General features: G+C 72.3%; 20 protein-coding genes. 13 read left to right on the forward strand and 7 right to left on the reverse strand.

Going from position 1 to position 22526, the window contains the following annotated elements; genetic code table 11:
- Positions 1–85: 85 nt before the first annotated feature.
- Positions 86–637 (forward strand): hypothetical protein, encoded by a 552-nt coding sequence (locus ACIRBX_RS10215; RefSeq protein WP_402295171.1) that lies wholly within the window; start codon positions 86–88, stop codon positions 635–637.
- A 48-nt stretch (positions 638–685) separates the two neighbouring features.
- The gene (locus ACIRBX_RS10220; RefSeq protein ID WP_402295173.1) at positions 686–2122 is read left to right on the forward strand and encodes a WGR domain-containing protein; all 1437 of its coding nucleotides are present in this window, start codon (positions 686–688) and stop codon (positions 2120–2122) included.
- On the opposite strand, the gene ACIRBX_RS10225 is transcribed toward ACIRBX_RS10220, so the two are convergent.
- Positions 2106–4640 (reverse strand): helicase-associated domain-containing protein, encoded by a 2535-nt coding sequence (locus tag ACIRBX_RS10225; RefSeq protein ID WP_402295175.1) that lies wholly within the window; start codon positions 4638–4640, stop codon positions 2106–2108. The two genes, ACIRBX_RS10220 and ACIRBX_RS10225, sit on opposite strands and share 17 nt — an antisense overlap.
- Positions 4641–4706: 66 nt before the next feature.
- Between ACIRBX_RS10225 and ACIRBX_RS10230 the strand changes: the two genes are divergently transcribed.
- From ACIRBX_RS10230 to ACIRBX_RS10245, 4 genes are all read left to right on the forward strand, one after another.
- Complete coding sequence (locus ACIRBX_RS10230; RefSeq protein WP_402295178.1) at positions 4707–5441, forward strand: SIR2 family NAD-dependent protein deacylase; 735 nt, start codon at positions 4707–4709, stop codon at positions 5439–5441.
- A gap of 60 nt (positions 5442–5501) precedes the next feature.
- Positions 5502–6725, forward strand: a complete 1224-nt coding sequence (locus tag ACIRBX_RS10235; RefSeq protein ID WP_402295180.1) for a cytochrome P450 — start codon at positions 5502–5504, stop codon at positions 6723–6725.
- A gap of 34 nt (positions 6726–6759) precedes the next feature.
- A complete protein-coding gene (locus ACIRBX_RS10240) occupies positions 6760–7740 on the forward strand; it encodes an ADP-ribosylglycohydrolase family protein (RefSeq protein ID WP_402295294.1) in 981 nt (326 codons plus the stop codon).
- Between the two features lie 73 nt (positions 7741–7813).
- Complete coding sequence (locus tag ACIRBX_RS10245; protein ID WP_402295182.1) at positions 7814–8701, forward strand: prohibitin family protein; 888 nt, start codon at positions 7814–7816, stop codon at positions 8699–8701.
- A 1-nt stretch (position 8702) separates the two neighbouring features.
- On the opposite strand, the gene ACIRBX_RS10250 is transcribed toward ACIRBX_RS10245, so the two are convergent.
- From ACIRBX_RS10250 to ACIRBX_RS10265, 4 genes are all read right to left on the reverse strand, one after another.
- Complete coding sequence (locus tag ACIRBX_RS10250) at positions 8703–9125, reverse strand: DUF1801 domain-containing protein (RefSeq protein WP_402295184.1); 423 nt, start codon at positions 9123–9125, stop codon at positions 8703–8705.
- Positions 9126–9661: 536 nt separating this feature from the next.
- The gene (locus ACIRBX_RS10255; RefSeq protein WP_402295296.1) at positions 9662–10906 is read right to left on the reverse strand and encodes a DUF2786 domain-containing protein; all 1245 of its coding nucleotides are present in this window, start codon (positions 10904–10906) and stop codon (positions 9662–9664) included.
- Positions 10907–11123: 217 nt separating this feature from the next.
- Positions 11124–12713: a transporter gene (locus ACIRBX_RS10260; protein ID WP_402295186.1), complete on the reverse strand. Its 1590-nt coding sequence runs from the start codon at positions 12711–12713 to the stop codon at positions 11124–11126.
- Positions 12710–13471, reverse strand: a complete 762-nt coding sequence (locus ACIRBX_RS10265) for an ABC transporter ATP-binding protein (protein WP_402295188.1) — start codon at positions 13469–13471, stop codon at positions 12710–12712. Before ACIRBX_RS10265 ends, ACIRBX_RS10260 begins: the two co-directional genes overlap by 4 nt.
- A 162-nt stretch (positions 13472–13633) precedes the next feature.
- Here ACIRBX_RS10265 and ACIRBX_RS10270 point away from each other — a divergent pair, with 162 nt between their 5' ends.
- The 5 genes from ACIRBX_RS10270 to tuf all read left to right on the forward strand — a co-directional run bounded on the left by ACIRBX_RS10270 (position 13634) and on the right by tuf (position 18848).
- Positions 13634–14167 (forward strand): DUF1707 and DUF4190 domain-containing protein, encoded by a 534-nt coding sequence (locus ACIRBX_RS10270; protein WP_402295190.1) that lies wholly within the window; start codon positions 13634–13636, stop codon positions 14165–14167.
- Between the two features lie 312 nt (positions 14168–14479).
- Positions 14480–14851, forward strand: a complete 372-nt coding sequence (gene rpsL / locus ACIRBX_RS10275; protein WP_014144289.1) for a 30S ribosomal protein S12 — start codon at positions 14480–14482, stop codon at positions 14849–14851.
- Between the two features lie 2 nt (positions 14852–14853).
- Positions 14854–15324, forward strand: a complete 471-nt coding sequence (rpsG, locus tag ACIRBX_RS10280) for a 30S ribosomal protein S7 (protein WP_030457432.1) — start codon at positions 14854–14856, stop codon at positions 15322–15324.
- Between the two features lie 39 nt (positions 15325–15363).
- Positions 15364–17469 carry an elongation factor G gene (fusA, locus tag ACIRBX_RS10285; protein WP_402295192.1) on the forward strand — a complete coding sequence of 702 codons (2106 nt, stop codon included), beginning with the start codon at positions 15364–15366 and terminating at the stop codon, positions 17467–17469.
- Between the two features lie 185 nt (positions 17470–17654).
- Positions 17655–18848 (forward strand): elongation factor Tu, encoded by a 1194-nt coding sequence (tuf, locus tag ACIRBX_RS10290; RefSeq protein WP_402295193.1) that lies wholly within the window; start codon positions 17655–17657, stop codon positions 18846–18848.
- Between the two features lie 155 nt (positions 18849–19003).
- Here tuf and rfbC read toward each other — a convergent pair whose 3' ends face one another.
- Both rfbC and rfbA read right to left on the reverse strand, forming a co-directional pair.
- Positions 19004–19606 (reverse strand): dTDP-4-dehydrorhamnose 3,5-epimerase, encoded by a 603-nt coding sequence (gene rfbC / locus ACIRBX_RS10295; RefSeq protein WP_402295195.1) that lies wholly within the window; start codon positions 19604–19606, stop codon positions 19004–19006.
- Positions 19603–20478, reverse strand: a complete 876-nt coding sequence (rfbA, locus tag ACIRBX_RS10300) for a glucose-1-phosphate thymidylyltransferase RfbA (protein WP_402295196.1) — start codon at positions 20476–20478, stop codon at positions 19603–19605. The genes rfbC and rfbA overlap by 4 nt, the downstream gene beginning before the upstream one ends.
- A gap of 84 nt (positions 20479–20562) precedes the next feature.
- On the opposite strand from rfbA, the gene rfbB reads away from it, so the two are divergent.
- Both rfbB and rfbD read left to right on the forward strand, forming a co-directional pair.
- Positions 20563–21540 carry a dTDP-glucose 4,6-dehydratase gene (gene rfbB, locus ACIRBX_RS10305; protein ID WP_402295197.1) on the forward strand — a complete coding sequence of 326 codons (978 nt, stop codon included), beginning with the start codon at positions 20563–20565 and terminating at the stop codon, positions 21538–21540.
- Positions 21537–22433 carry a dTDP-4-dehydrorhamnose reductase gene (gene rfbD, locus ACIRBX_RS10310; protein ID WP_402295198.1) on the forward strand — a complete coding sequence of 299 codons (897 nt, stop codon included), beginning with the start codon at positions 21537–21539 and terminating at the stop codon, positions 22431–22433. The genes rfbB and rfbD overlap by 4 nt, the downstream gene beginning before the upstream one ends.
- Positions 22434–22526: the final 93 nt, after the last annotated feature.

A 22526-nucleotide genomic window follows, 5' to 3' on the forward strand; every position in this document is an offset into this window, starting at 1 on the left:
TTCACCGGTGCGGGCGATCCCCGGACGGGGCTCGGGCGGCAGGCTGGTGGGAGTCGAAGAGGCGTCACCACCAAGGGAGTTCGGGATGATCTGGGACCGTCCGGCGCTGGTCGCGCCGCTGCTGTTCGGCCTCTACGGAACGGTCCGGCTGCTGCCGGAAGCGCGGGAGCCGGGGCCGAGCTGGCTGATCGGACACGCACTGCTGCTGGCCGGGCTGGTGCTGTTCGTCCCGGTGCTGGCCGAACTCGGCCGCCGGGCCAGGCGGTTCGGCCGCCCGTTGCGCTCGGTGGCGCAGCTCGGGCTGGCCGCCTCGGTCGGGCAGGTGCTGGTGGACCTCTGGGTCGGTCTGGTCGCCGAGGACAAGGGGGCGATGCGGGTGATGTTCGGGCGGGTGCAGGAGGTGCCGGGGGTGCTCCCGGCGCTCTACCAGGTCGGCCCGCCGCTGTTCCACGCCGGGCTGGTGGCGCTGCTCTGCGCGGCGGCCCGCCGGGACACCTCGTGGAGCCCGGTGGCCGGTGCGGCCGGGGTGGTGCTGGCGGCGGCCGACCTGGACCTGCTGCCGGTGGCCGCGCTGCTCTGGGCACTGGCCCTCGCCCCGCTGGGCCGGCGGCCGGCCGTTGTCGGTGCGGCGGCCTAGATTCATCGGTGTCACCCCGCCGCACCGTCCCGAGAGGGCTCCCCAACCATGTCCGTCGCCACCGAGCAGGTCACCTACCTGGAGCTCTCCGAGGACGCCGGGAGCGCCCACAAGTTCTACGAGGTCCGCCTCCTGGGCGACGAGCTGACCGTCACCTACGGGCGGATCGGTGAGTCCGGGCAGGTCAAGGCCACCCGCTACCCGACGCCGGAGAAGGCGGCCGCGGCGGCGGCCAAGAAGATCGGCGAGAAGGTCCGCAAGGGCTACGCCCCGGCCGTCCGGGGCGTGCGGCAGCGCCGCGCGGTGACCCGCCGGCAGATCGTCAGCTCCCGCTCCACCGCGCACCAGGCCCCGCTGCTCTGGCGGTTCCGCTCCGGCGCCCCGGCGTTCGGGGTCTTCGTCGGCCAGGAGCACGCCTGGGTGGGCAACGAGCAGGGCGACGTCTACACCCTCACCCACGACGGCGAGGTGACGGGCCGTTACGGCCTCCCCGACGGCGTGAAGTGCATCGTCGCGGACGAGCACTGGATCTACGCCGGCTGCGACGACGGCAAGGTCTACGACCTGGGCGGCAAGGTGCCCCGGGTGGCGTACGAGATCGCCGCCGACGTCGACATCTACTGGCTGGACATCCACGACGGCCTGCTCGGCGTGGCCGACGCGGTCGGCGGGATCACCACCGTCGACCACGAGGACGAGTTCCAGTGGCGCCGGGCCACCCGGGGCGGCAGCGCCGGGTGGATGGTCCGCTGCGACGGGGACGCGGTCTACCACGGCTACGACCGGGGCGTGACGCGCTACGCGGCCGGCGGCGAGCAGGAGTGGCACACCCCGACCACCGGCGCGGTGCTGTTCGGCTGGCAGGAGCGGGACGAGGTCTTCGCGGGCACCTCGCGCGGCGTGGTGCACCGGCTGCGCAAGTCGGACGGGACGCAGACCGGCCTCTACCGGTGCGACGCCGCGGTCTTCTCCTGCGCGGCCTCGCCGGACGGACAGTACGTCTTCGCCGGGGACAACCACTCCTCGGTCTACTGCTTCGCCGCCGACGGCACCCGGCTCTGGAAGCTCGGCACCGGCTGCGGCTCGGCGTACAGCATGCAGTACCGGGACGGGCGGCTCTACCTGGTGACCACGGACGGGTCGCTGGCCTGCCTGGACGCGAGCGAGCAGGCCGTGCGGGCCGCCGAGGACGGGCAGCTGCCGCAGACCACCGATGTGAAGGCGTCCGGCTGGGAGCGGGTGGTGCCGAGCGCCGAGGTCGAGGTGGTGGTCGGGGTCCAGACCGGCGGTGTCGAGGTGGAGTGCGTGCAGGACGGCGCCCGGACCCGGGTGCGGGTGGTGACGCCCGGCTTCCGGGCGGACTGGCGGGTGCAGTTCCCCAAGGAGGTCCGGGTGCCGGGTGCCCGGTACTGGGTGGCCGAGGTGCTGGAGTCCGGCCGGGGCGGCTTCTACCGGGCCCGGGGCGAGATCAAGCGGGTGCTCTGACCCCGCCGGTGATCGCTTCTGCCAGTTCGGCTGCCCCGGTGGGGAGTTCGGGCATCGGCCGGTCGGCCCGGAGGGCCGGGGCGCGCTCCACCACGGTGACACCGGTGCCGGCCTCCAGCACCGGGGCGTAGCCCGCCTCGCGGAGCGCCACCAGGGTGGCGTCCGGGGCGGCCGGGCAGATCAGCACGGTGGGCGCGATCCGGCGCAGGCCGAGCCGGGCCAGTGGACGGCTGTGGGCCAGCTCCAGTACGAGCGCCTCGTCGTCCGAGCGCAGGCAGCTGCCGGCGGCGGCCACCCGGATCCGGCCGTGGGTCCGGGCGGTGTCCCGGATCAGGTACTCCAGCGGCTGCGGGAGCGGTGCGCCGTCGATGCTGAACTCCTGGAGGCGGAGCAGGAGTTCGGCGGCGTCGTGGCCGGCGTCCAGCGCCCGCCGGACCGAGGCCGGGCCGAACCGCCAGACGGTGGCGTGCCCCTCGGACTCCCGCTCGGCGGAGCCCGCCAGCAGCTCGGCCAGCTCCGGAGCGGCCGGTCCGGTCACCACCGCCGTCAGATCGGCCTGGAACCGGGCGGCCCGGGACGGCTCCGGGATCAGCGCCAGCAGCGCGGCGCGGAGCTCCGCCACGGCCGAGGCCAGCGCCGGACGCCCGTCGAGCACGGGCCCGGCCCCCGGGACGGCCGGGAAGCACCGGGCCGCCCCGGCTCGCAGCAGCGCCAGTACGGCGTGCCCCACGGGGGTGAGCACGCCGTGCCCCACCACCCCGAGCAGCTCCGCCTCGGCGAGCGTGGCCCGGGCCGAATCCCTGGTGGCGGTGGAGAGTTCGACCTCCAGCGGCGCGTACCAGGTGGCGGCGGTCAGCCACTCGTCGAGCGCGGCAGCCCCTCCCGGGCCGGTGGCTGTGTCCGGACTGGTCGTTTCGCCGGGGCCGGTGGCTGCGCGCGGACCGGAGGTCACCCCGGCACCGCCGCGCTCCTCGGCAGCACCGCTCCGCCACGCGTCGTCGCCGTCCCCGGTGGTGGCTGGGTGCCCGGCGGGTCGGTCACCCGCCAGGGCGGCGAGCAGGGCGCGGCGCAGCGGCACGGCCGTCCGGTCCTGAGGGGTGGTCAGGGCGACTGCGGGGCCGCCGTGGTCGCGGCTGAACACCTCGGGCGTCACCGCCCAGGCCGCCACCAGCGGCAGCAGCCGTTCGGCGGGGGAGGCCCCGAGCCACTCGTCGTAGCGGTCCGTGGGCAGCAGCTGCGCCGCCGGAGCGGGCGCCGCCCGGCGGCCCCGGGTCGGGGTCGGGGGCTGCTCCAGGTGCGGTGCGAGCAGGCCCGCGTTGGCGGCCAGGTCGAGCCAGAGCCGGGTCCGTGCCTCGTCGGCCCCGGTCTGCTTGGCCAGCCGTGCGGTGTCCCGGACGGCGATCCCGCCCGCCTTCCGCAGCGCCAACGGCCGTGCGGCGAGCGCCCGGAGCAGCACCTCCGCCTGCGAGGCCGAGGCCGTCGCGGCGGCCTGGGCCTCGGCCGAGGCCGCCGCGCCGCCCGCACCGGTCGCGCCGCCCGCCACACCGCGCGCGCCGCCCGCCGCGACCACCCACCCGCCGCCCACGGCCGGCGGCTCGGGGTCGAAGAGCAGCGGCCGTGCCGGGTCCCGCAGGGCCAGCCCCACCTCGTACGGCAGCTCGACCACCCCCGGCCCGGCCGGGGCCAGCAGCCCCCGGGCGGCGGCCCAGGCCACCGCCGGATCGCCCGAACCGTCCGGCGGGAACAGGTACTTGGTGAACGGGCCGGGCTCGTCCGACGGGTACTTCGTCCGGAAGTACCCGGTGCCCAGCCGGGGCGAGCCGTGCGCCAGCCCGGTCAGCAGCCGGGCCGCCTCCGGCGGGGCTCCGGCGACCAGCGCCCGGACGGCGGCCGGGTCCCGGAGCAGGGCGGTCACGGCCCGCTGGGCCTCGTCCCGGCTGCGGGCCGGTGTCAGGCCCAGGGTGTCCTCCACCCGCCGGACCTCGGCCGCCAGGTAGGCATCGGTGTACAGCGCGTCGGCCGGTCGGCCGTAGCCGAGCAGGCCGCCGGAGGGCCGGTGCAGCGCGGCCGGGACGGTGAGCAGCGTGCGGTGCGGCGGCAGCAGCAGGGCGCGGTCGGCCAGCGGGCCGAGCAGCGGCAGGGCGCGCGGCCCGAGCGCGGCCAGCAGTTCGCTCCGCTCGACCGCGCGCTCGGACGGCTCCAGCTCCTCGGCCGCCCCGCCCCACCCGCCCGACCGGTGGCCGGCGAAGCCGCTCAGCGCCCGGCCGGCCGCGTCGGGCACCGGCCCGTGCCGCCGCTCGGCCAGCACGACCACGGCGGTCAGCACCTGGAGCTCGGCCCGGTCCAGGCCGGTCAGGGCCAGCCGCACCGACGGGGCGGCCAGCAGCTGCCCGGCTACCTGCCGGGCGTCCGCCGCGCCCGGGCGGCCGTGCGGCAGGCCACGCTGCTCCAGCAGCGCCGTCAGCTGCTCGGGGGTGCGCCGGGTCAACCACTTCGCCAAGGCCGTCGTGCTGTTCACCGCACCACCGTAGCGGGGGAAAACCCGGTCGCGGCCGGAGTCTGACGGGCCGTAACGTGCCGGGGCATGACCATCAAGCGTCCGCTCACCGCCGTCCTCACCGGAGCCGGGATCTCCACCGACTCCGGCATCCCCGACTACCGGGGCCCCAAGGGCCTCTGGCAGCGCGACCCGAGCGCTCAGCAGCTGGTCACCATCGGCCCCTACCTGGCCGACACCGAGATCCGCCGGCAGGCGTGGCTGATGCGCCGGGACGCCGGGGCGCTGCACGCCGAGCCGAACGCGGGCCACCGCGCGCTGGTCGAGCTGGAGCGCGCCGGAGTGCCGATGCGGGTGCTCACCCAGAACGTCGACGGCCTGCACCAGGCCGCCGGGCAGACCCCGCGCAAGGTGCTCGAACTGCACGGCACCGCCCGGGACGTGCGCTGCGCCTCCTGCGGGGACCGGGGGCCGATGACCGGGGCGCTGGCCCGGGTCGAGGCCGGCGAGCCGGACCCGGCCTGCCTGGTCTGCGGCGGCATCCTGCGGCCCTGCACGGTGATGTTCGGCGAGAGCCTGGACGTCACGGTGCTGGACCAGGCCGAGACGGTGTCGATCGCCTGCGAGGTGTTCGTCGCGGTCGGCAGCAGCCTCCAGGTGCATCCGGCGGCCGGGCTGGCCGAGGTCGCGGTGCAGAACGGCGCCCGGCTGATCGTGGTGAACGGCGAGCCCACCCCGTACGACGGGATGGCCCACGAGGTGATCCGCGAGCCGATCTCCACCGCGCTGCCCGCCCTGGTGACCCGTCTGCTGGCCGCCTGACGGTCCGTTGCACCGCCTGCGTACGATGGCCCTCCCCGCACAGTCTGGGAGGGCATCAGCATGGCCGAGCAGCACGTCAGCGCCGCGTACGACCCGTGGTCGCCGGAGTTCGTCGCGCACCCCTACGAGGCGTACGCGCGGCTGCGCACCGAGGCGCCGGTGGTCTTCCACGAGCCCAGCGGGCAGTGGCTGGTCTCCCGCTATGCCGACGTCAACGCGCTGCTGCGGGACCGCCGGCTCGGCCGCACCTACACCCACCGCTTCAGCCACGCCGAGTTCGGCCGCCCTGAGCCGGACCCGGCGCACGAGGCGTTCCACACGCTCAACGAGCACGGCCTGCTCGACCTGGAGGGCGCCGACCACACCCGGATCCGCCGGCTGGTCTCCAAGGCGTTCACCCCGCGGATGGTGGCCGGCCTGCGGCCGACGGTGGAGAAGCTGGCCGGCGAGCTGGTCGACGGCCTGCTGCGGAACGGCGGCGGTGACCTGATCGCGGAGGTGGCCGAGCCGCTGCCGGTCGCGGTGATCGCCGAGATGCTCGGCTTCCCGGCCGAGGACCGGCAACTGCTGCGCCCCTGGTCGGCCGACATCACCGCGATGTTCGAGCTGAACCCCTCGGACGAGACCGCCCGCCGGGCGGTCACCGCCAGCACCGAGTTCTCGGACTACCTGCGCGGCCTGATCCGGGCCCGCCGGGCCGAGCCCGGCGAGGACCTGATCAGCGCCCTGGTCGCGGCCGCCGACGGCGCCGACGCGCTGACCGAGCAGGAGATGGTCTCCACCTGCGTGCTGCTGCTCAACGCCGGCCACGAGGCCACCGTCAACACCACCGGGAACGGCTGGTGGGCGCTCTACCGCAACGAGGCCGAGCTGGCCCGGCTCCGCGCCGAGCCGGACGCCCTGCTGCCCACCGCCGTCGAGGAGTTGATGCGCTGGGACACCCCGCTGCAGATGTTCGAGCGCTGGGTGCTGGACGAGGTCGAGGTCGCCGGCGTGACCATCCCGCGCGGCGCCGAGATCGCCCTGCTGTTCGGCTCCGCCAACCGTGACCCGGAGCGCTTCCCCGACCCGGACCGGCTCGACCTGGGCCGGGCCGACAACCCGCACGTCACCTTCGGCGCCGGAATCCACTTCTGTCTGGGCGCCCCGTTGGCCAGACTGGAGCTGACCGAGTCGTACGGGGCGCTGCTGCGGCGGGCGCCCGGGATGCGGCTGGTCCGCGAGCCGCAGTGGCGGCCGGGGTACGTGATCCGGGGGCTCGAAGAGCTGCTGGTGGAGATCTGACGGGGGAGTGGCCGTGCAGCGGGCGAGCGGTGCGATGGTGGGCCTGGCGATCGGCGACGCCCTCGGCAAGGACACCGAGTTCCAGGACTACGAGCAGCTGGTGCGGTGGGATGCGCAGTGGCGTGAACTCCAGCTGCCCAAGCGCGCGTTGGTGACGGACGACACCCAGATGACGCTGGCGGTGGCGGCCGGCCTGCGGGCCGCGCTGGCGGCCGGCCCGCTCGCCCCGCTCCGGCTCGCCAACCGGCTCCGCGAGGAGTACCTGCACTGGTACCGCGACCCGAACAACAACCGGGCGCCCGGCGCGACCTGCCTGAAGTCCTGCTTCCGGCTGGAGAAGCCGGCGAACACCTGGCAGCAGGCCAGCGACACCGGCTCCAAGGGCTGCGGCGCCAACATGCGGGTCGCCCCGGTCGGCCTGGTGCCCGGCCTGACGGACCGCCAGCGCTCCGGCGCCGCCCAGCTGCAGTCCGGCCTGACCCACGGCCACCCCACGGCACTGGCCGCCAGCGACCTCACCGCGCACACCGTCCACCTGCTGGTGAACGGCGCCGAGCCGGCCGAACTCCCGGGCCTGCTCCGGGAGTACGCGCTGGCCGCCCGGGAGCGCGGCTACGACCAGCTGTGGCTGGGCGACCTGCACGAGCACGCCCAGGACCCGTCCCCGGAGCACTTCGCCCGGCGCGGCTGGGAGGAGTGCCTGTTCGAGCTGGACCGGCTGGACGCCGCGCTGGCCCGGCCCGAGCCGGAGGGCGACCCGTGCGCCGTCACCGGCGAGGGCTGGATCGCCGAGGAGGCCTTCGGCACCGCCCTGCTCTGCTTCCTGCTCTTCCCGGACGACCCGGTGGCGGCGGTCCGGCGCGGCGCCTTCTCGGGCGGCGACTCCGACTCGATCGCCTGCCTGGCCGGCGCCTTCGCCGGAGCCCGGCACGGCCTGGCCGCCTGGCCCGCCGACTGGGTCCAACGGATCGAGTACCGCGAGGAGTTGCTCGCCTTCGGCGCGCTCTGGGACTGAACGGCCGACCACATCTCGGCGAACACTGGGTGACGCCCGGTCAGGATGATCACCGCAGCCCTAGGCTGCGCGCATGTTGCTGATATCCGTCATCCTGCTGGTCGTCGGTGTGGTGCTGATCGTGCTCCGCTGGCGTGGGGTGTTCGACGGCCGGGCCTCGATCTTCGGCGGGCTGGCCTCCCTGCTGCTCGGCCTCGGCCTCGGCCTGACCACCTTCGTCCACGTGGTGGAGCCGACCGAGGTCGGCGTCCCCACCACCCTGGGCAAGGTCGGCTCCGCCTGGCAGCCCGGCCTCCACCTGAAGTCCCCGCTCACCGACGTCACCACCTTCTCCACCCGCCCGGTGGACCTCAACCTCACCGGCGACAGCACCGTCGAGGTCCGCTCCTCCGAGGGCGGCGTGCTGTACGCCGACGTCACCCTGAAGTGGTCGATCGACCCCAAGCACGCCGTCGACCTCTACAAGCTGGCCGGCAGCGAGGACTCCGTGCAGCAGCGGCTGGTCTACTCCGACAGCCGCGAGATCGTCCGCAACGTCTTCGCCCGCTACACCAACGTCGAGGGCTACAGCTCCAAGCGCGAGGCCATCAGCTCCGAGATCGACAAGCTGGTGGTCGAGCGCCTCACCCCGCGCGGCATCGTGGTCAACGGCGTCAACCTGCGCAACGTCAAGCCCAGCGACTCCCTGCAGAAGGCCATCGAGGCCAAGATCCAGCAGGACCAGGCCACCGCCCAGGCCCAGGCCTCCGTCGCCACCGCCAAGGCCGAGGCCGAGAAGAAGAGGATCGAGGCCGAGGCCCAGGCCAACGCCAACCAGCTGCTCGCCAACTCGCTGACCGACAAGATCCTGCTCAGCCAGTGCATCGAGGCCTTCAAGGCCGCCGCCGAGAAGAACCCGGTCTACGCCAGCCCCTGCGGCGGCACCGGCAACCCGGTGATCGTCGACTCCACCAAGCGCTGACTCACGGGGTGACGACCCGTCCGTCGAACGCGGCGAAGGCGCTGCCGACCAGCTCGCGCAGCGCCTCGCCGTCCACGGCGTCCAGCCGCTTCACGTAGAGGCAGCCCTTCCCGGTGGTCACCGGCCCGAGCCGGGCCAGCAGCTCGCCGTGCCGCTCGAAGCCCTCGGCGACGTAGAGCGTCAGCGCCTGCTTCCGCGGCGACAGCCCGACCGCCGGCCAGCTGCCCGTCCGCCCGCTCGCGTACCGGTACTCGTACCGGCCGAACCCGACGATCGACGGCCCCCACATCACCGGCTCGGCCCCCGTCACCTCGGTCACCAGCGCGCACAGCGCCACCGCGTCCGCCCGCCGCCGCCCGTCCGGCACGGCGGCCAGGAACGCGGCGGGGTCCTCGTCGGTCGGCAGGGTCTTCGGCTCGGCCATGACGCCAGCGTACGAGCACCGTCGCACCGGGGCAGCGCGGCGGCCGGCAGAGGTGCGGGGGACGTGCGAGGTCCGGTAGGGCATGTGCTCGGGGCGCGGGGAACGTGCGAGGTCCGGCAGGGCATGTGCTCGGGGCGCGGCGAATGCGCGAGGTCCGGCAGGGCATGCGCTCAGGGGCGCGGCGAATGCGCGAGGTCCGGCAGGGCATGCGCTCAGGGGCGCGGGGAACGCGCGAGGTCCGGCAGGGCATGCGCTCAGGGGCGCGGGGAACGCGCGAGGTCCGGCAGGGCATGCGCTCAGGGGCGCGAGGAACTGCGCGCGGGGGAACGGCAGCACGTGCAACTGGCTGACGGTGGGTCAGTTGCCGGTGGGCCGCCTTCCGACTCGCGCAGTTCCTCGCGCCCCTGGGCGCTGCAACTGGACCGCCTGCCCCTGGGCGCCGCGACTGGACCGCCTGCCCCTGGGTGCCGCGACTGAACCGCTTGCCCCCGGGGCGCCGCGACCGGACCGCCCGCCCCGGGTGGCGTGACCGGGCGTCAGCGTTCGATGGAGCCCGAGCCCCCGCCCAGTGCTGCCCGGTCGGCGGCGGCCCGGCCCTCGTACCAGCCGTCCGCGTTGGAGACCCGGACCCGCTGCGAGGTGAGCCGGGGGAACATCCGGTCCACCGTCTGGTCGACCGCCTCCTCGCGGGCTGCCAGCGCCGGCAGCAGCCGCTCGTCCGGCGCCTGGGCCTGCGTCACGGTGCCGTCCTCGCCGACCCGGTGCCCGGCCACCGCCTCCGCCGTCGCGGTGGTGAGCCGCTCGCGGATCCGCGCGGCGTAGGCGATCAGGAAGGATTGCCGGAAGGACTTGGTGCGGGCCGCGCCCTCCTTGTGGTGCCGGCTGCCGGCCCGCTGCATCGCGGCGGTGGCCTGCACCAGCAGCGAGGTGTAGAGCAGCTCCACCGCGTCCAGGTCGGAGTCGAAGCCGATCACCGTGCAGAAGCCGAACTCCTTGGCCCAGACGATCCGGCACCGGTTCGCGGTCGCCACCGCGTCCAGCAGCATCGCCTTGGGGCTCTCGTACGGGTTGTCCACCCCGATCCGCAGTGCGCCCGGGACGGTCGACGAGGACTGACCGGCCGTCAGCAGCGCTTCGTCGATGCTGTGCTGGGCGATCAGCTGCTGCGCCTTCGCGGTGAGCGCCTCCGCCTCCTCCGGGTACTCCGTGGACTCGGCCTTGGCCAGCAGCGCCCGGATCCGCGACAGCATCCGGGGCTCGCCCGGCACCGGCCCGACCGCCCGGTGCTCGACCGGTCGGCCCGGGCCGGCGGCGCCCGGCGCGGGCCCGACCGGCTGGAGCGGGGGCAGCAGCGACCAGAGCCGGAGCAGCTCCAGCACGGTGGTGGCCAGCGCGAAGCGGTCCAGCCGGTGCTTGGCGGCGTACGCGGCCAGGTAGCCGCCGTCGCCGTCCCACCACACCTCGGTGGCCAGCTCGCGCAGCTGCTCGTGCCAGCGCCGGTCCAGCGCGGCGGCGGGGTGGCGGCGCTGCTCGGCGGCGATCAGGTCGACGGCCAGCGGCTGGTGCACGGGGGCGAGCTCGCGGCGGACCATCCGGGTCAGGTCCGCCGGGCGCCAGCCCACCGTCCAGGCCCGCCCGACGGTCCGCTCGGCCTGGGCCAGCAGGGCCCGGCTGACCTCGGTCCAGTCGGCGGCGGCGAGCAGCGAGGCCCCGGTGTCGAGGGCGAGGTCGAGCCGCTCCGGCGCGGCACCCGTCACCTGGGCGACGGCCTGGGCGACCAGGGCTTCGGCGGTGGACTGCTGGGCCACGGTGAACTGCCTCGCACACGAGTAGGGGAGAAGAGGGGATCACAGCAATGATGCCGGAGCGGCAGGGCCGCCCCGGCATCGTCACTTCGGCACCATCACGTCGGTGCCGTCACGTCCGCGCCGTCACACCGTCACACGGCACGGGCACCGGCACACCGGCACGGGCACCGTCACCGGTCCCACCGTCCGGTCACCGCTCGATCGCCGTCGCCAGGATCTCCGGCAGCCGCTCCAGCAGCCGGGCGGCCGCCAGCCGGATGCCGAGCCAGGCGAACAGTGCGCCGTACAGCAGCCCGCCGGGCAGCAGCGTCCAGTCCGGCAGCACCAGCATCAGCAGGGCGACCGGCGAGGCGATCAGCGCCGCCAGCAGCATCGAGCCGAAGGTGTTCAGCATCACCAGCCCGCCCTGGCCCGGAGCGGCGTTGCGCATCGGGTTGGAGTCGGCCGGCAGCGCGAACGGGGCCAGCACGCTGAGCAGCGCCCCGGCGCCGGCCGCCGCGCCGAGCCCGGCGAAGGCCAGGCCGAGCGCGGGCAGCCACTCGGACCACTTCCCGGTGGCCGCGGCCAGCACCACCGAGAGCACCAGGGTGATCGGCACCGCGTAGGAGAGCACCGCGTACGCGCGACCGCGCAGCTCGTCCCGGGCGTCGTCCTGGGTGGCCAGGGTGGCCGAGACCATCCAGAACGCCGAGCCGTCCATGCCGAACAGGTTGACCATCTGCAGCCCGAGCATCAACCCGGTGAAGGAGACCAGGTACACGCTGGCCCAGCCCTGCACCATCGAGAGCACGCACATCACCAGCGTCATGCCGATGCTGGTGAAGACCGCCGCCTTGGCCCTCGGCTCGCGCCAGGCGTAGCGGAGGTGACGCTGCATCACCGCGCCGACCCGGCCCTCGGGGAAGAAGTCCCGGGTGGCGCGGCCGACCTGACGGGTGGTGATCAGGGTGGAGGAGTCGGCGGTGACCATCAGCTCCTGCAGGCTCCGCCGCCACCAGCGCAGCAGCACCGCCAGCAGGGCGCCGGTGGCCGCCAGCTGGAGCAGCGCCAGCGGCACCGACTCGCCGGCCGTCCGGCCCGCGTCCAGGGCGCTCACCGGCGGGATCCAGCGCAGCACGGCGGCGAACGGTGCCAGCGGGGAGAGGTCCAGGCCGTGCTCGCCGGCCTTGCCGAGCACCGACTGCGAGACCAGGTTCCCGACCTGGACCAGCAGGGCGAACAGCAGACCGCCGAAGATGGCGAAGTCCTTGCCCCGGCGGCTGGAGAGCAGCTTGGCGTTGCCCGCCGCCACCGCCCGCGACAGCGTCACCAGGGTGAGCACCGCGAGCGGCACGCCGAGCACCGCGAACGGCACCGAGACCGCGCCCGCCGCCCCGGCCACCGCAGCGCCGGTCAGCAGTACCAGCGCGATCAGCGGGCCGGGCCCGATCAGCGCACCCAGCAGGGTGCCGCGCAGCATCGCGGCCGGCCGCAGCGGCAGCATGGTCAGCCGGGTCGGGTCGGCCGCCTCGTCGCTGCTGAACAGGAAGAGGGGCAGCGCGCCCCAGCCGATCGCCAGTGAGGTGGTGAGCATCACGGCGGCGTCGCCGGCCCCGGCGTGGCCGTGCAGGAAGGAGAAGCCGGTGGCGACCAGCGCGGTGATCCCCAGCCCGAGCAGCGAGCCGAGGACATAGAGCACCTTCCGCCCCCGGCTGCGCCGCAGCCCGTTGGCGAGCAGCCGCAGCTTCAGCCGGACCAGGGTGCGGACGACCACCGCGTCCGGGGTGACCTCGGCGCTCACTTCGCCTCGCCCAGCCAGTCCAGGCCCTGGCCCTCGTCCTCGCGGACGCCGATCAGGTCGAGGAACGCGGTGTGCAGCGAGCGCTCGCCCCGGACGGCGTCCAGCGGGCCCTGGGCGATCACCTGACCCGCGTTCACCACCGCGACCCAGTCGCAGAGTTGCTCCACCAGCTCCATCACGTGGCTGGAGAAGACCACCGTGGAGCCGCTGGCGGCGTACCGCTTGAGCACGCCCCGGATGGTCTGCGCGGAGACCGGGTCGACGCCCTCGAAGGGCTCGTCCAGGAAGAGCACGTCCGGGTTGTGCAGCAGCGCGGCGGCCAGCCCGATCTTCTTCCGCATGCCGGTGGAGTAGTCGGCCACCAGCTTGTCGGCGGCGGCCAGCAGGTCCAGCACGGTGAGCAGTTCCTCGGCGCGGCGGTCCACCTCGGCACCGGGCAGCCCCCGCAGCCGCCCGTTGTACTGGAGGAGCTCGCGGCCGCTGAGCCGCTCGAACATCCGCAGGCCCTCCGGCAGGATGCCGATCCGGGCCTTCACGGTGACCGGGTCGGCCCAGACGTCGGCGCCGTGCACCAGCACGGTGCCCCGGTCGGGCCGGAGCAGGCCGGTCACCATCGAGAGGGTGGTGGTCTTGCCGGCCCCGTTGGGGCCGACCAGTCCGATGAAGGAGCCGGCGGGCAGGTCCAGGGTGAGGCCGGCCACGGCGGCGTGGTCACCGAAGCGCTTCCACAGGTCGTGGATGCTGACGGCAGGTGTCATGGTTCGCACTCCTAGGTACGGGTCTGCGGTCAGCTTTTCAGAGGAACCCCTCCCGGCGGCACCCATCGGACGACGGGGAATGATCATGGGCCGTACGGGTGAAGTTGCAACTGCCGGGCAGTGTCGTTCGTCATGCTGTCTGGGGGACAGGAGGAGGCCCGGATGAACGTGCAGCCGTGGGGTCAGCAGTATCCGCAGCCGCAGCGCCCGCAGGACGCCCAGATGGCGATGCGGGCCGGCCACACCGACCGTGAGCGCGCGGTCGACGTGCTCAAGGCCGCCTACGCGGAGGGGCGGCTGTCCGCCGACGAGTACGGCCAGCGCTTCGAGGCGGTGCAGCGCGCCCAGACCTACGGCCAACTCGCCTACCTGGTCTCGGACCTGCCGGTCGGGCCGGCCCCGACGCCGATGCTGACGCCGATGGTGGCCGCCGTCCCGGTGCCGCCGCCGTACTTCCCGCCACCCCGGGCGCGGACCAACCCGCTGGCCGTGACCTCGCTGATCCTCGGGGTGCTGTGCCTGCCGAGCGGCGGGCTGCTGGGCGTCCCGGCCGTGCTGACGGGCCATCTGGCGAAGGGTCAGATCCGGCAGACCCGAGAGGAGGGCGATTCGATGGCCAACGCCGGGCTGGTGCTCGGCTGGCTCTCGGTGGGCCTCTGGGTGCTGGTGCTGATGGGCATGATCGCCTCGGCCTGAGCCGTCCGGCCCCGGCGGCGGCCCGGGCACGGGCCGCCGCCGGGGCCGAGCTGCGGCGTTGCATTTGTTTTGACCGGCGCGGATGCGCTAGGTACGCTCTGACCTTGTGCCTGGGGTGTCCCCGGGTCCTTGTGCGTGCCAGCAGACCGGCCGCCGCGCCGGAGCGTTCTCCGCTCCGTGAGCGCCGTCACTGCACATCCATGGATTCCGTTCCTCGAACGAGGCTCAACACACCCGACCGCGTGGGTCGGAGAGTTGAGGACATCGCAGGTTAGTTTTACGCAGCCTTGGCACACAGAAAACGGAGAAACGGTGCCTACGATCCAGCAGCTGGTCCGAAAGGGCCGGCAGGACAAGGTCGAGAAGAACAAGACGCCCGCGCTGAAGGGTTCCCCCCAGCGCCGCGGTGTTTGCACGCGTGTGTACACCACCACCCCGAAGAAGCCGAACTCCGCGCTTCGCAAGGTGGCCCGTGTGCGCCTCACCAGCGGGATCGAGGTCACCGCCTACATTCCGGGCGAGGGCCACAACCTGCAGGAGCACTCCATCGTGCTGGTTCGCGGTGGCCGTGTGAAGGACCTTCCTGGTGTCCGCTACAAGATCATCCGCGGCTCGCTCGACACCCAGGGTGTCAAGAACCGCAAGCAGGCTCGTAGCCGCTACGGCGCCAAGAAGGAGAAGTAAGAATGCCTCGTAAGGGTCCTGCCCCGAAGCGCCCGGTCATCATCGACCCGGTCTACGGCTCGCCGCTCGTGACCTCGCTGGTCAACAAGATCCTGCTGCACGGCAAGCGCTCCACCGCCGAGCGGATCGTCTACGGCGCCCTCGAGGGCGTCCGTGAGAAGACCGGTGCCGACCCCGTGGTCGCCCTCAAGCGCGCGCTCGAGAACGTCAAGCCCACCCTTGAGGTGAAGTCCCGCCGCGTCGGTGGCGCCACCTACCAGGTGCCGGTCGAGGTCCGTCCGGGCCGCGCCAACACCCTGGCCCTTCGCTGGCTGGTCGGGTACTCCCGCGCCCGTCGTGAGAAGACCATGACCGAGCGTCTGCTCAACGAGATCCTCGACGCCTCCAACGGCCTCGGTGCTTCCGTGAAGCGTCGCGAGGACACCCACAAGATGGCCGAGTCCAACAAGGCCTTCGCGCACTACCGCTGGTAGTCCGAACCCCGTCACTAGACAGAGAGAGAACGAGCCACCATGGCTGCAACCTCCCTTGACCTGGCCAAGACCCGGAACATCGGGATCATGGCCCACATCGACGCGGGCAAGACCACCACCACCGAGCGGATCCTGTTCTACACCGGTGTGTCGTACAAGATCGGTGAGGTCCACGATGGCGCTGCCACCATGGACTGGATGGAGCAGGAGCAGGAGCGCGGCATCACGATCACGTCGGCCGCGACGACCTGTCACTGGACCCTCGACGGTGTCGACAACACCATCAACATCATCGACACCCCGGGTCACGTCGACTTCACCGTCGAGGTGGAGCGTTCGCTCCGCGTCCTCGACGGCGGCGTGACGGTGTTCGACGGCGTTGCCGGCGTCGAGCCCCAGTCCGAGACGGTGTGGCGTCAGGCCGACCGCTACGGCGTCCCGCGCATCTGCTTCATCAACAAGCTGGACCGCACCGGCGCCGACTTCTACTTCTGCGTCAAGACCATCGTGGACCGCCTCGGCGCCACCCCGCTGGTCATGCAGCTCCCGATCGGCGCCGAGGGTGACTTCACCGGTGTCGTCGACCTGGTGAAGATGAAGGCCCTGGTCTGGTCCGCGGACGCCCCCAAGGGCGAGATGTACGACACCGTCGACATCCCGGCCGACCTGGCGGACAAGGCCGCGGAGTACCGCGAGGCGCTCCTCGACACCGTGTCCAACGTCTCCGACGAGGTCATGGAGCTCGCCCTCGAGGGCGAGGACATCCCCGAGGAGATCCTGGTCGCGGCGATCCGCAAGGGCACGCTGAACTCGGACTTCACCCCGATCTTCTGCGGCTCGGCGTTCAAGAACAAGGGCGTCCAGCCCCTGCTCGACGCGGTTGTGAAGTACCTGCCGTCGCCCCTCGACATCGAGGGCATCGAGGGCACCAAGCCGAACAACCCCGACGAGAAGATCGTCCGTCAGGCCTCGGACGACGAGCCGCTCGCCGCGCTCGCGTTCAAGATCATGTCTGACCCGCACCTGGGCAAGCTCACCTTCGTCCGCGTGTACTCCGGCCGCCTGGAGTCCGGCACCTCGGTGCTGAACTCCGTCAAGGGCAAGAAGGAGCGCATCGGCAAGATCTACCGCATGCACGCGAACAAGCGTGAGGAGATCGACTCGGTGGGCGCCGGCGACATCATCGCCGTCATGGGCCTCAAGCAGACCACCACCGGTGAGACGCTGTCCGACGAGAAGAACCCGGTCATCCTGGAGTCCATGGACTTCCCGGCCCCGGTCATCCGCGTCGCGATCGAGCCCAAGTCCAAGGGTGACCAGGAGAAGCTGGGTGTCGCCATCCAGCGTCTCGCCGAGGAGGACCCGTCCTTCCAGGTCAACACGGACGAGGAGACCGGCCAGACCATCATCGCGGGTATGGGCGAGCTGCACCTCGAGGTGCTCGTCGACCGTATGCGCCGTGAGTTCAAGGTCGAGGCCAACGTCGGCAAGCCGCAGGTCGCGTACCGCGAGACGATCCGCAAGGCCGTCGAGCGCATCGACTACACGCACAAGAAGCAGACCGGTGGTTCGGGTCAGTTCGCGAAGATCCAGATCGCGATCGAGCCGATCGAGTCCGGCGAGGGCTACGAGTTCGTGAACAAGGTCACCGGTGGCCGCGTTCCGAAGGAGTACATCCCCTCGGTCGACGCCGGTTGCCAGGAGGCCATGGAGTTCGGTGTCCTCGCCGGCTACCCGCTCCAGGGTGTCCGCGTGACCCTGCTCGACGGTGCCTCGCACGACGTCGACTCCTCCGAGCTCGCCTTCAAGATCGCCGGTTCCATGGCGTTCAAGGAGGGTGCTCGCAAGGCCGGCCCGGCCCTGCTGGAGCCGATGATGGCCGTCGAGGTCACCACGCCCGAGGACTACATGGGCGATGTGATCGGCGACATCAACTCTCGCCGTGGCCAGATCCGGTCCATGGACGAGCGTCACGGTGCCCGCGTCGTTTCGGCGCTGGTGCCGCTCTCCGAGATGTTCGGCTACGTCGGTGACCTGCGCAGCAAGACCTCTGGTCGCGCGAGCTACTCGATGCAGTTCGACTCGTACGCCGAGGTTCCGCGGAACGTGGCGGACGACATCATCGCCAAGGCCAAGGGTGAGTGACGTCCCGACATTCGGGATGTTCGTAACCCCTTAGGCTATTAGGAGGCGAACCCGGGGGAATCGACTCGATTCCCCCGGGCTCCCTCCGGCCCCCACCCGCGGGACGGTCCGGCCCTCGGACCAAACCCGATCAAAGACCAACTGACGTCAGCACGGCGTACAGAACTGTCCTCAGGAGGACTGCAGTGGCGAAGGCGAAGTTCGAGCGGACGAAGCCCCACGTCAACATCGGCACCATCGGTCACATCGACCACGGTAAGACCACTCTTACCGCGGCGATCACCAAGGTGCTGCACGACGCGTACCCGGACATCAACCCCTTCACGCCGTTCGACCAGATCGACAAGGCGCCGGAGGAGCGGCAGCGCGGTATCACCATCTCGATCGCGCACGTCGAGTACCAGACCGAGGCGCGTCACTACGCCCACGTCGACTGCCCGGGTCACGCGGACTACATCAAGAACATGATCACCGGTGCGGCCCAGATGGACGGTGCGATCCTCGTCGTCGCCGCCACCGACGGCCCGATGCCGCAGACCAAGGAGCACGTCCTCCTGGCCCGCCAGGTCGGCGTCCCCTACATCGTCGTCGCGCTGAACAAGTCCGACATGGTGGACGACGAGGAGATCCTGGAGCTCGTCGAGCTCGAGGTCCGTGAGCTGCTCTCCGAGTACGACTTCCCGGGCGACGACCTGCCGGTCGTCCGCGTCTCCGCGCTGAAGGCCCTCGAGGGCGACGCCGAGTGGGGCGAGAAGCTCCTCGGCCTGATGCACGCGGTCGACGAGGCCATCCCGACCCCGGCCCGCGCCGTGGACCAGCCGTTCCTGATGCCGATCGAGGACGTCTTCACGATCACCGGTCGTGGCACCGTCGTCACCGGCCGCATCGAGCGCGGTGTCCTCAAGGTCAACGAGACTGTCGACATCATCGGCATCAAGGAGACCAAGACCACCACCACGGTCACCGGCATCGAGATGTTCCGCAAGCTGCTCGACGAGGGCCAGGCGGGCGAGAACGTCGGTCTGCTCCTCCGTGGCATCAAGCGCGAGGACGTCGAGCGCGGCCAGGTCATCATCAAGCCCGGTTCGGTCACCCCGCACACCGAGTTCGAGGCCCAGGCCTACATCCTGTCGAAGGACGAGGGTGGTCGTCACACCCCCTTCTTCAACAACTACCGCCCGCAGTTCTACTTCCGTACCACGGACGTGACCGGCGTCGTGACCCTCCCCGAGGGCACCGAGATGGTCATGCCGGGCGACAACACCGCCATGTCGGTCGTGCTGATCCAGCCGATCGCCATGGAGGAGGGCCTGAAGTTCGCCATCCGTGAGGGTGGCCGCACCGTCGGCGCCGGCCAGGTCACCAAGATCAGCAAGTAATTGCTGCGCTAGACCTGCCTGCACCACAGGCGAGACGCAGGGGCTCCGCCGCACCGCGAGGTGTGGCGGGGCCCCTTCGTCGTGCGCGGGTACGGACACGACGGAGGGGGCGGCGTCCGCGTGCGGACACCGCCCCCTCCGGGGCTGAGGGTGCGTCAGCCGGTGCTGCGCAGGCCCTCGGTGAACGTCCGGCAGGTCTCGTAGTCCGGCAGCAGACCGGTCGAGATCGCCTCGGCCAGGCTCGGCGCGGCGGTGTCCTTGGCGGACAGCAGCGGCGTGTCGGCCGGCCACTCGATGCCGAGGTCCGGGTCCATCGGGTGGACGCCGTGCTCGCCGGTGGGGCTGTAGGTCTCCGAGCACAGGTACGACAGGGTGGCGTCGTCGGTCAGCGCGCAGAAGCCGTGGCCCATGCCCTCGGGGATGTACACGCCGCGGCGGTCCACGTCGTCCAGCCGGACGCCCTCCCAGCGGCCGAAGGTCGGCGAGCCGACCCGCAGGTCCACGATCACGTCCAGCACCGCGCCGCGGACGCAGGTCACGTACTTGGCCTGGCCGGGCGGCACGTCGGCGAAGTGGATGCCGCGCACCACGCCGCGGGAGGAGACCGAGAGGTTGGCCTGGGCCAGCCGCAGCGGGTGGCCGACCACCTGGGCCAGCTTGTCGAAGCGGTACCACTCGGTGAACAGGCCGCGCGGGTCGCCGTGCAGCTGCGGGGAGACCTCGAAGACGCCCTCGATGCCGAGCTCGCGGAACTTCACTTCGTCTTCTCCTCGTCCAGCAGGCCCAGCAGGTACTGGCCGTAGCCGCTCTTGCAGAGCGGCTCGGCGAGCTCGCGCAGTGCGGCGGAGTCGATCAGGCCGGCCCGCCAGGCGGCCTCCTCGATGCAGCCGATCTTGAAGCCCTGGCGCTCCTCGATCACCCGGACGAACTCCGAGGCCTGGACCATCGAGACGAAGGTGCCGGTGTCCAGCCAGGCGGTGCCGCGGTCCAGGATGGTGACGTTCAGCTCCCCCTTGCGCAGGTAGGCGTCGTTCACCGCGGTGATCTCCAGCTCGCCGCGGGCGCTGGGCTTCAGCCCGCGGGCGATCTCGACCACCTGGTTGTCGTAGAAGTACAGGCCCGGGACGGCGTACCGGGACTTCGGCTTCTCCGGCTTCTCCTCGATCGAGATGGCCTGGCCCTGCTCGTCGAACTCCACCACGCCGTACGCGGTCGGGTCCGCCACGGGGTACGCGAAGACCCGGCCGCCCGGCTTGCCGGTGTGCTCGGCCAGCCTGGTGCCCAGGCCGCTGCCGTGGAAGATGTTGTCCCCGAGGATCAGGGCCACCGACTCGTCGCCGATGAAGTCGGCGCCCAGCACGAAGGCCTGGGCGATGCCTTCCGGGCGCTCCTGGACGGCGTACTCCAGCCGCAGGCCCCACTGCGAACCGTCGCCGAGCAGCCGCTCGAACTGGTCCCGGTCGGCCGGGGTGGTGATGATCAGGATCTCGTTGATCCCGGCCATCACCAGGGTGGAGAGGGGGTAGTAGATCATCGGCTTGTCGAAGACCGGCAGGAGTTGCTTCGAGACTGCTCGGGTCAGCGGCCAGAGTCGTGATCCGGTGCCGCCCGCCAGGAGGATTCCACGCATGGGAGCACCCTATGCGAGAGCGCGGCGCCCCAGCGCCGAGCGGGTTGGGAGCTGCCGCCGGGGCGCAGGTAGACTGCGCGCACTATGCGCATTCTTGTGACCGGCGGGGCCGGCTTCATCGGTTCGGAGTTCGTCCGTCAGCTGTTGGGCTCCGACCCGGCCGCGACCGTGACCGTCTTCGACAAGCTCACCTACTCCGGCGTCGAGGAGAACCTCGCCCCGGTGGCCTCGCACGCGGGTTACGCCTTCGTCAAGGGCGACATCTGCGACGTCGAGGCCGTCGACCGGGTGATGGCCGGTCACGACGTGGTGGTGCACTTCGCCGCCGAGTCGCACGTCGACCGCTCGATCGCCGGCGCCGGTCCGTTCGTGATGACCAACGTGGTCGGCACCCAGGTGCTGCTCGACGCCGCCCGCAAGCACGGCGTCGGCCGTTTCGTGCACGTCTCCACCGACGAGGTCTACGGCTCGATCAGCGAGGGCTCCTGGACCGAGGAGTGGCCGCTCGCGCCGAACAGCCCGTACTCCTCCTCGAAGGCCGGCTCCGACCTGCTGGCCCTCTCGTACCACCGCACCCACAAGATGGACGTGGTGGTCACCCGCTGCTCCAACAACTACGGGCACTACCAGTTCCCGGAGAAGGTCATCCCGCTGTTCACCACCAACCTGATCGACGGCAAGAAGGTGCCGCTGTACGGGAACGGCGGCAACATCCGCGACTGGCTGCACGTCGCCGACCACTGCCGTGGCATCGACCTGGTCATGCGCGGCGGCCGGGCCGGCGAGGTCTACAACATCGGCGGCGGCACCGAGGTCACCAACAAGGAGCTCACCGGCCTGCTGCTGGACGCGGCCGGCGCCGGCTGGGACATGGTCGAGTACGTCGAGGACCGCAAGGGCCACGACCTCCGCTACTCGCTGGACATCTCCAAGATCCGCAACGAGCTCGGCTACGAGCCGCAGGTGCGCTTCGAGGACGGCCTCGCCGCGACCATCGCCTGGTACCGCGAGAACCGCGCCTGGTGGGAGCCGCTGAAGACGAAGGCGGAGCTGCAGAAGTGACCGCCCCCACCGCGACCTGGCTGGTCACCGGCGCCGCCGGGATGCTGGGCCAGGACCTGCTGGCCGTGCTCGACGCCGCCGGCGTCAAGGCCGTCGGCCTCGGCCGCGCCGACCTGGACGTGACCGACGCCGAGGCCGTGGCGGCCGCCGTCGCCGGCCACGCCGTGGTGGTCAACTGCGCCGCCTGGACCGACGTGGACGGCGCCGAGACCGCCGAGGAGGCCGCCACGGCGGTCAACGGCACCGGCGTCCGCAACCTCGCGGCCGCCTGCGCCGCGGCCGGCGCCCGCCTGCTGCACGTCTCCACCGACTACGTGCTGCCCGGCGACGCGGCCGAGCCGTACGCCGAGTCCGCGCCGACCGGCCCGGTGAACGCCTACGGGCGCTCCAAGCTGGTGGGCGAGCAGGCCGTGCTGGAGCTGCTGCCCGAGTCCGGGTACGTGGTCCGGACCGCCTGGCTGTACGGCGAGCACGGCGGGAACTTCGTCGCCACCATGCTCAAGCTGGCCGCCCAGCGGGACACCCTGGACGTGGTCGACGACCAGCACGGGCAGCCCACCTGGTCCTACGCGCTGGCCGAGCGGCTGCTCGCCCTCGGCCTGGCCGAGTCCGCGCCGGCCGGCGTCTACCACGGCACCGCGAGCGGCCGGACCACCTGGTTCGGGCTGGCCCGGGAGGCGTACCGGCTCACCGGGCTGGACCCCGAGCGGATCCGTCCGACCACCTCGGCCGCGTTCACCCGCCCGGCCGTCCGGCCCGCGTTCAGTGTCCTCGGTCACGACCGCTGGGCCGAGGCGGGGCTGCCCCCGCTCGCCGAGTGGCGCGACCAGCTCGCCGAGGCGGTCCGCCGCCCGGCGTTCGCGTCGCTGCTCACCGGGCCCGCATCGGGCTGACGCGGAGTCAGGGGCCAACGAGGGAACGGCCGGATGACGTCAACCGAACATCATCCGGTCTTTTCCGTCGATGATCACCCGTGACACGCCGGT

The organism is Kitasatospora sp. NPDC096147, from assembly GCF_044763225.1.
Classification (GTDB): Bacteria; Actinomycetota; Actinomycetes; order Streptomycetales; family Streptomycetaceae; genus Kitasatospora.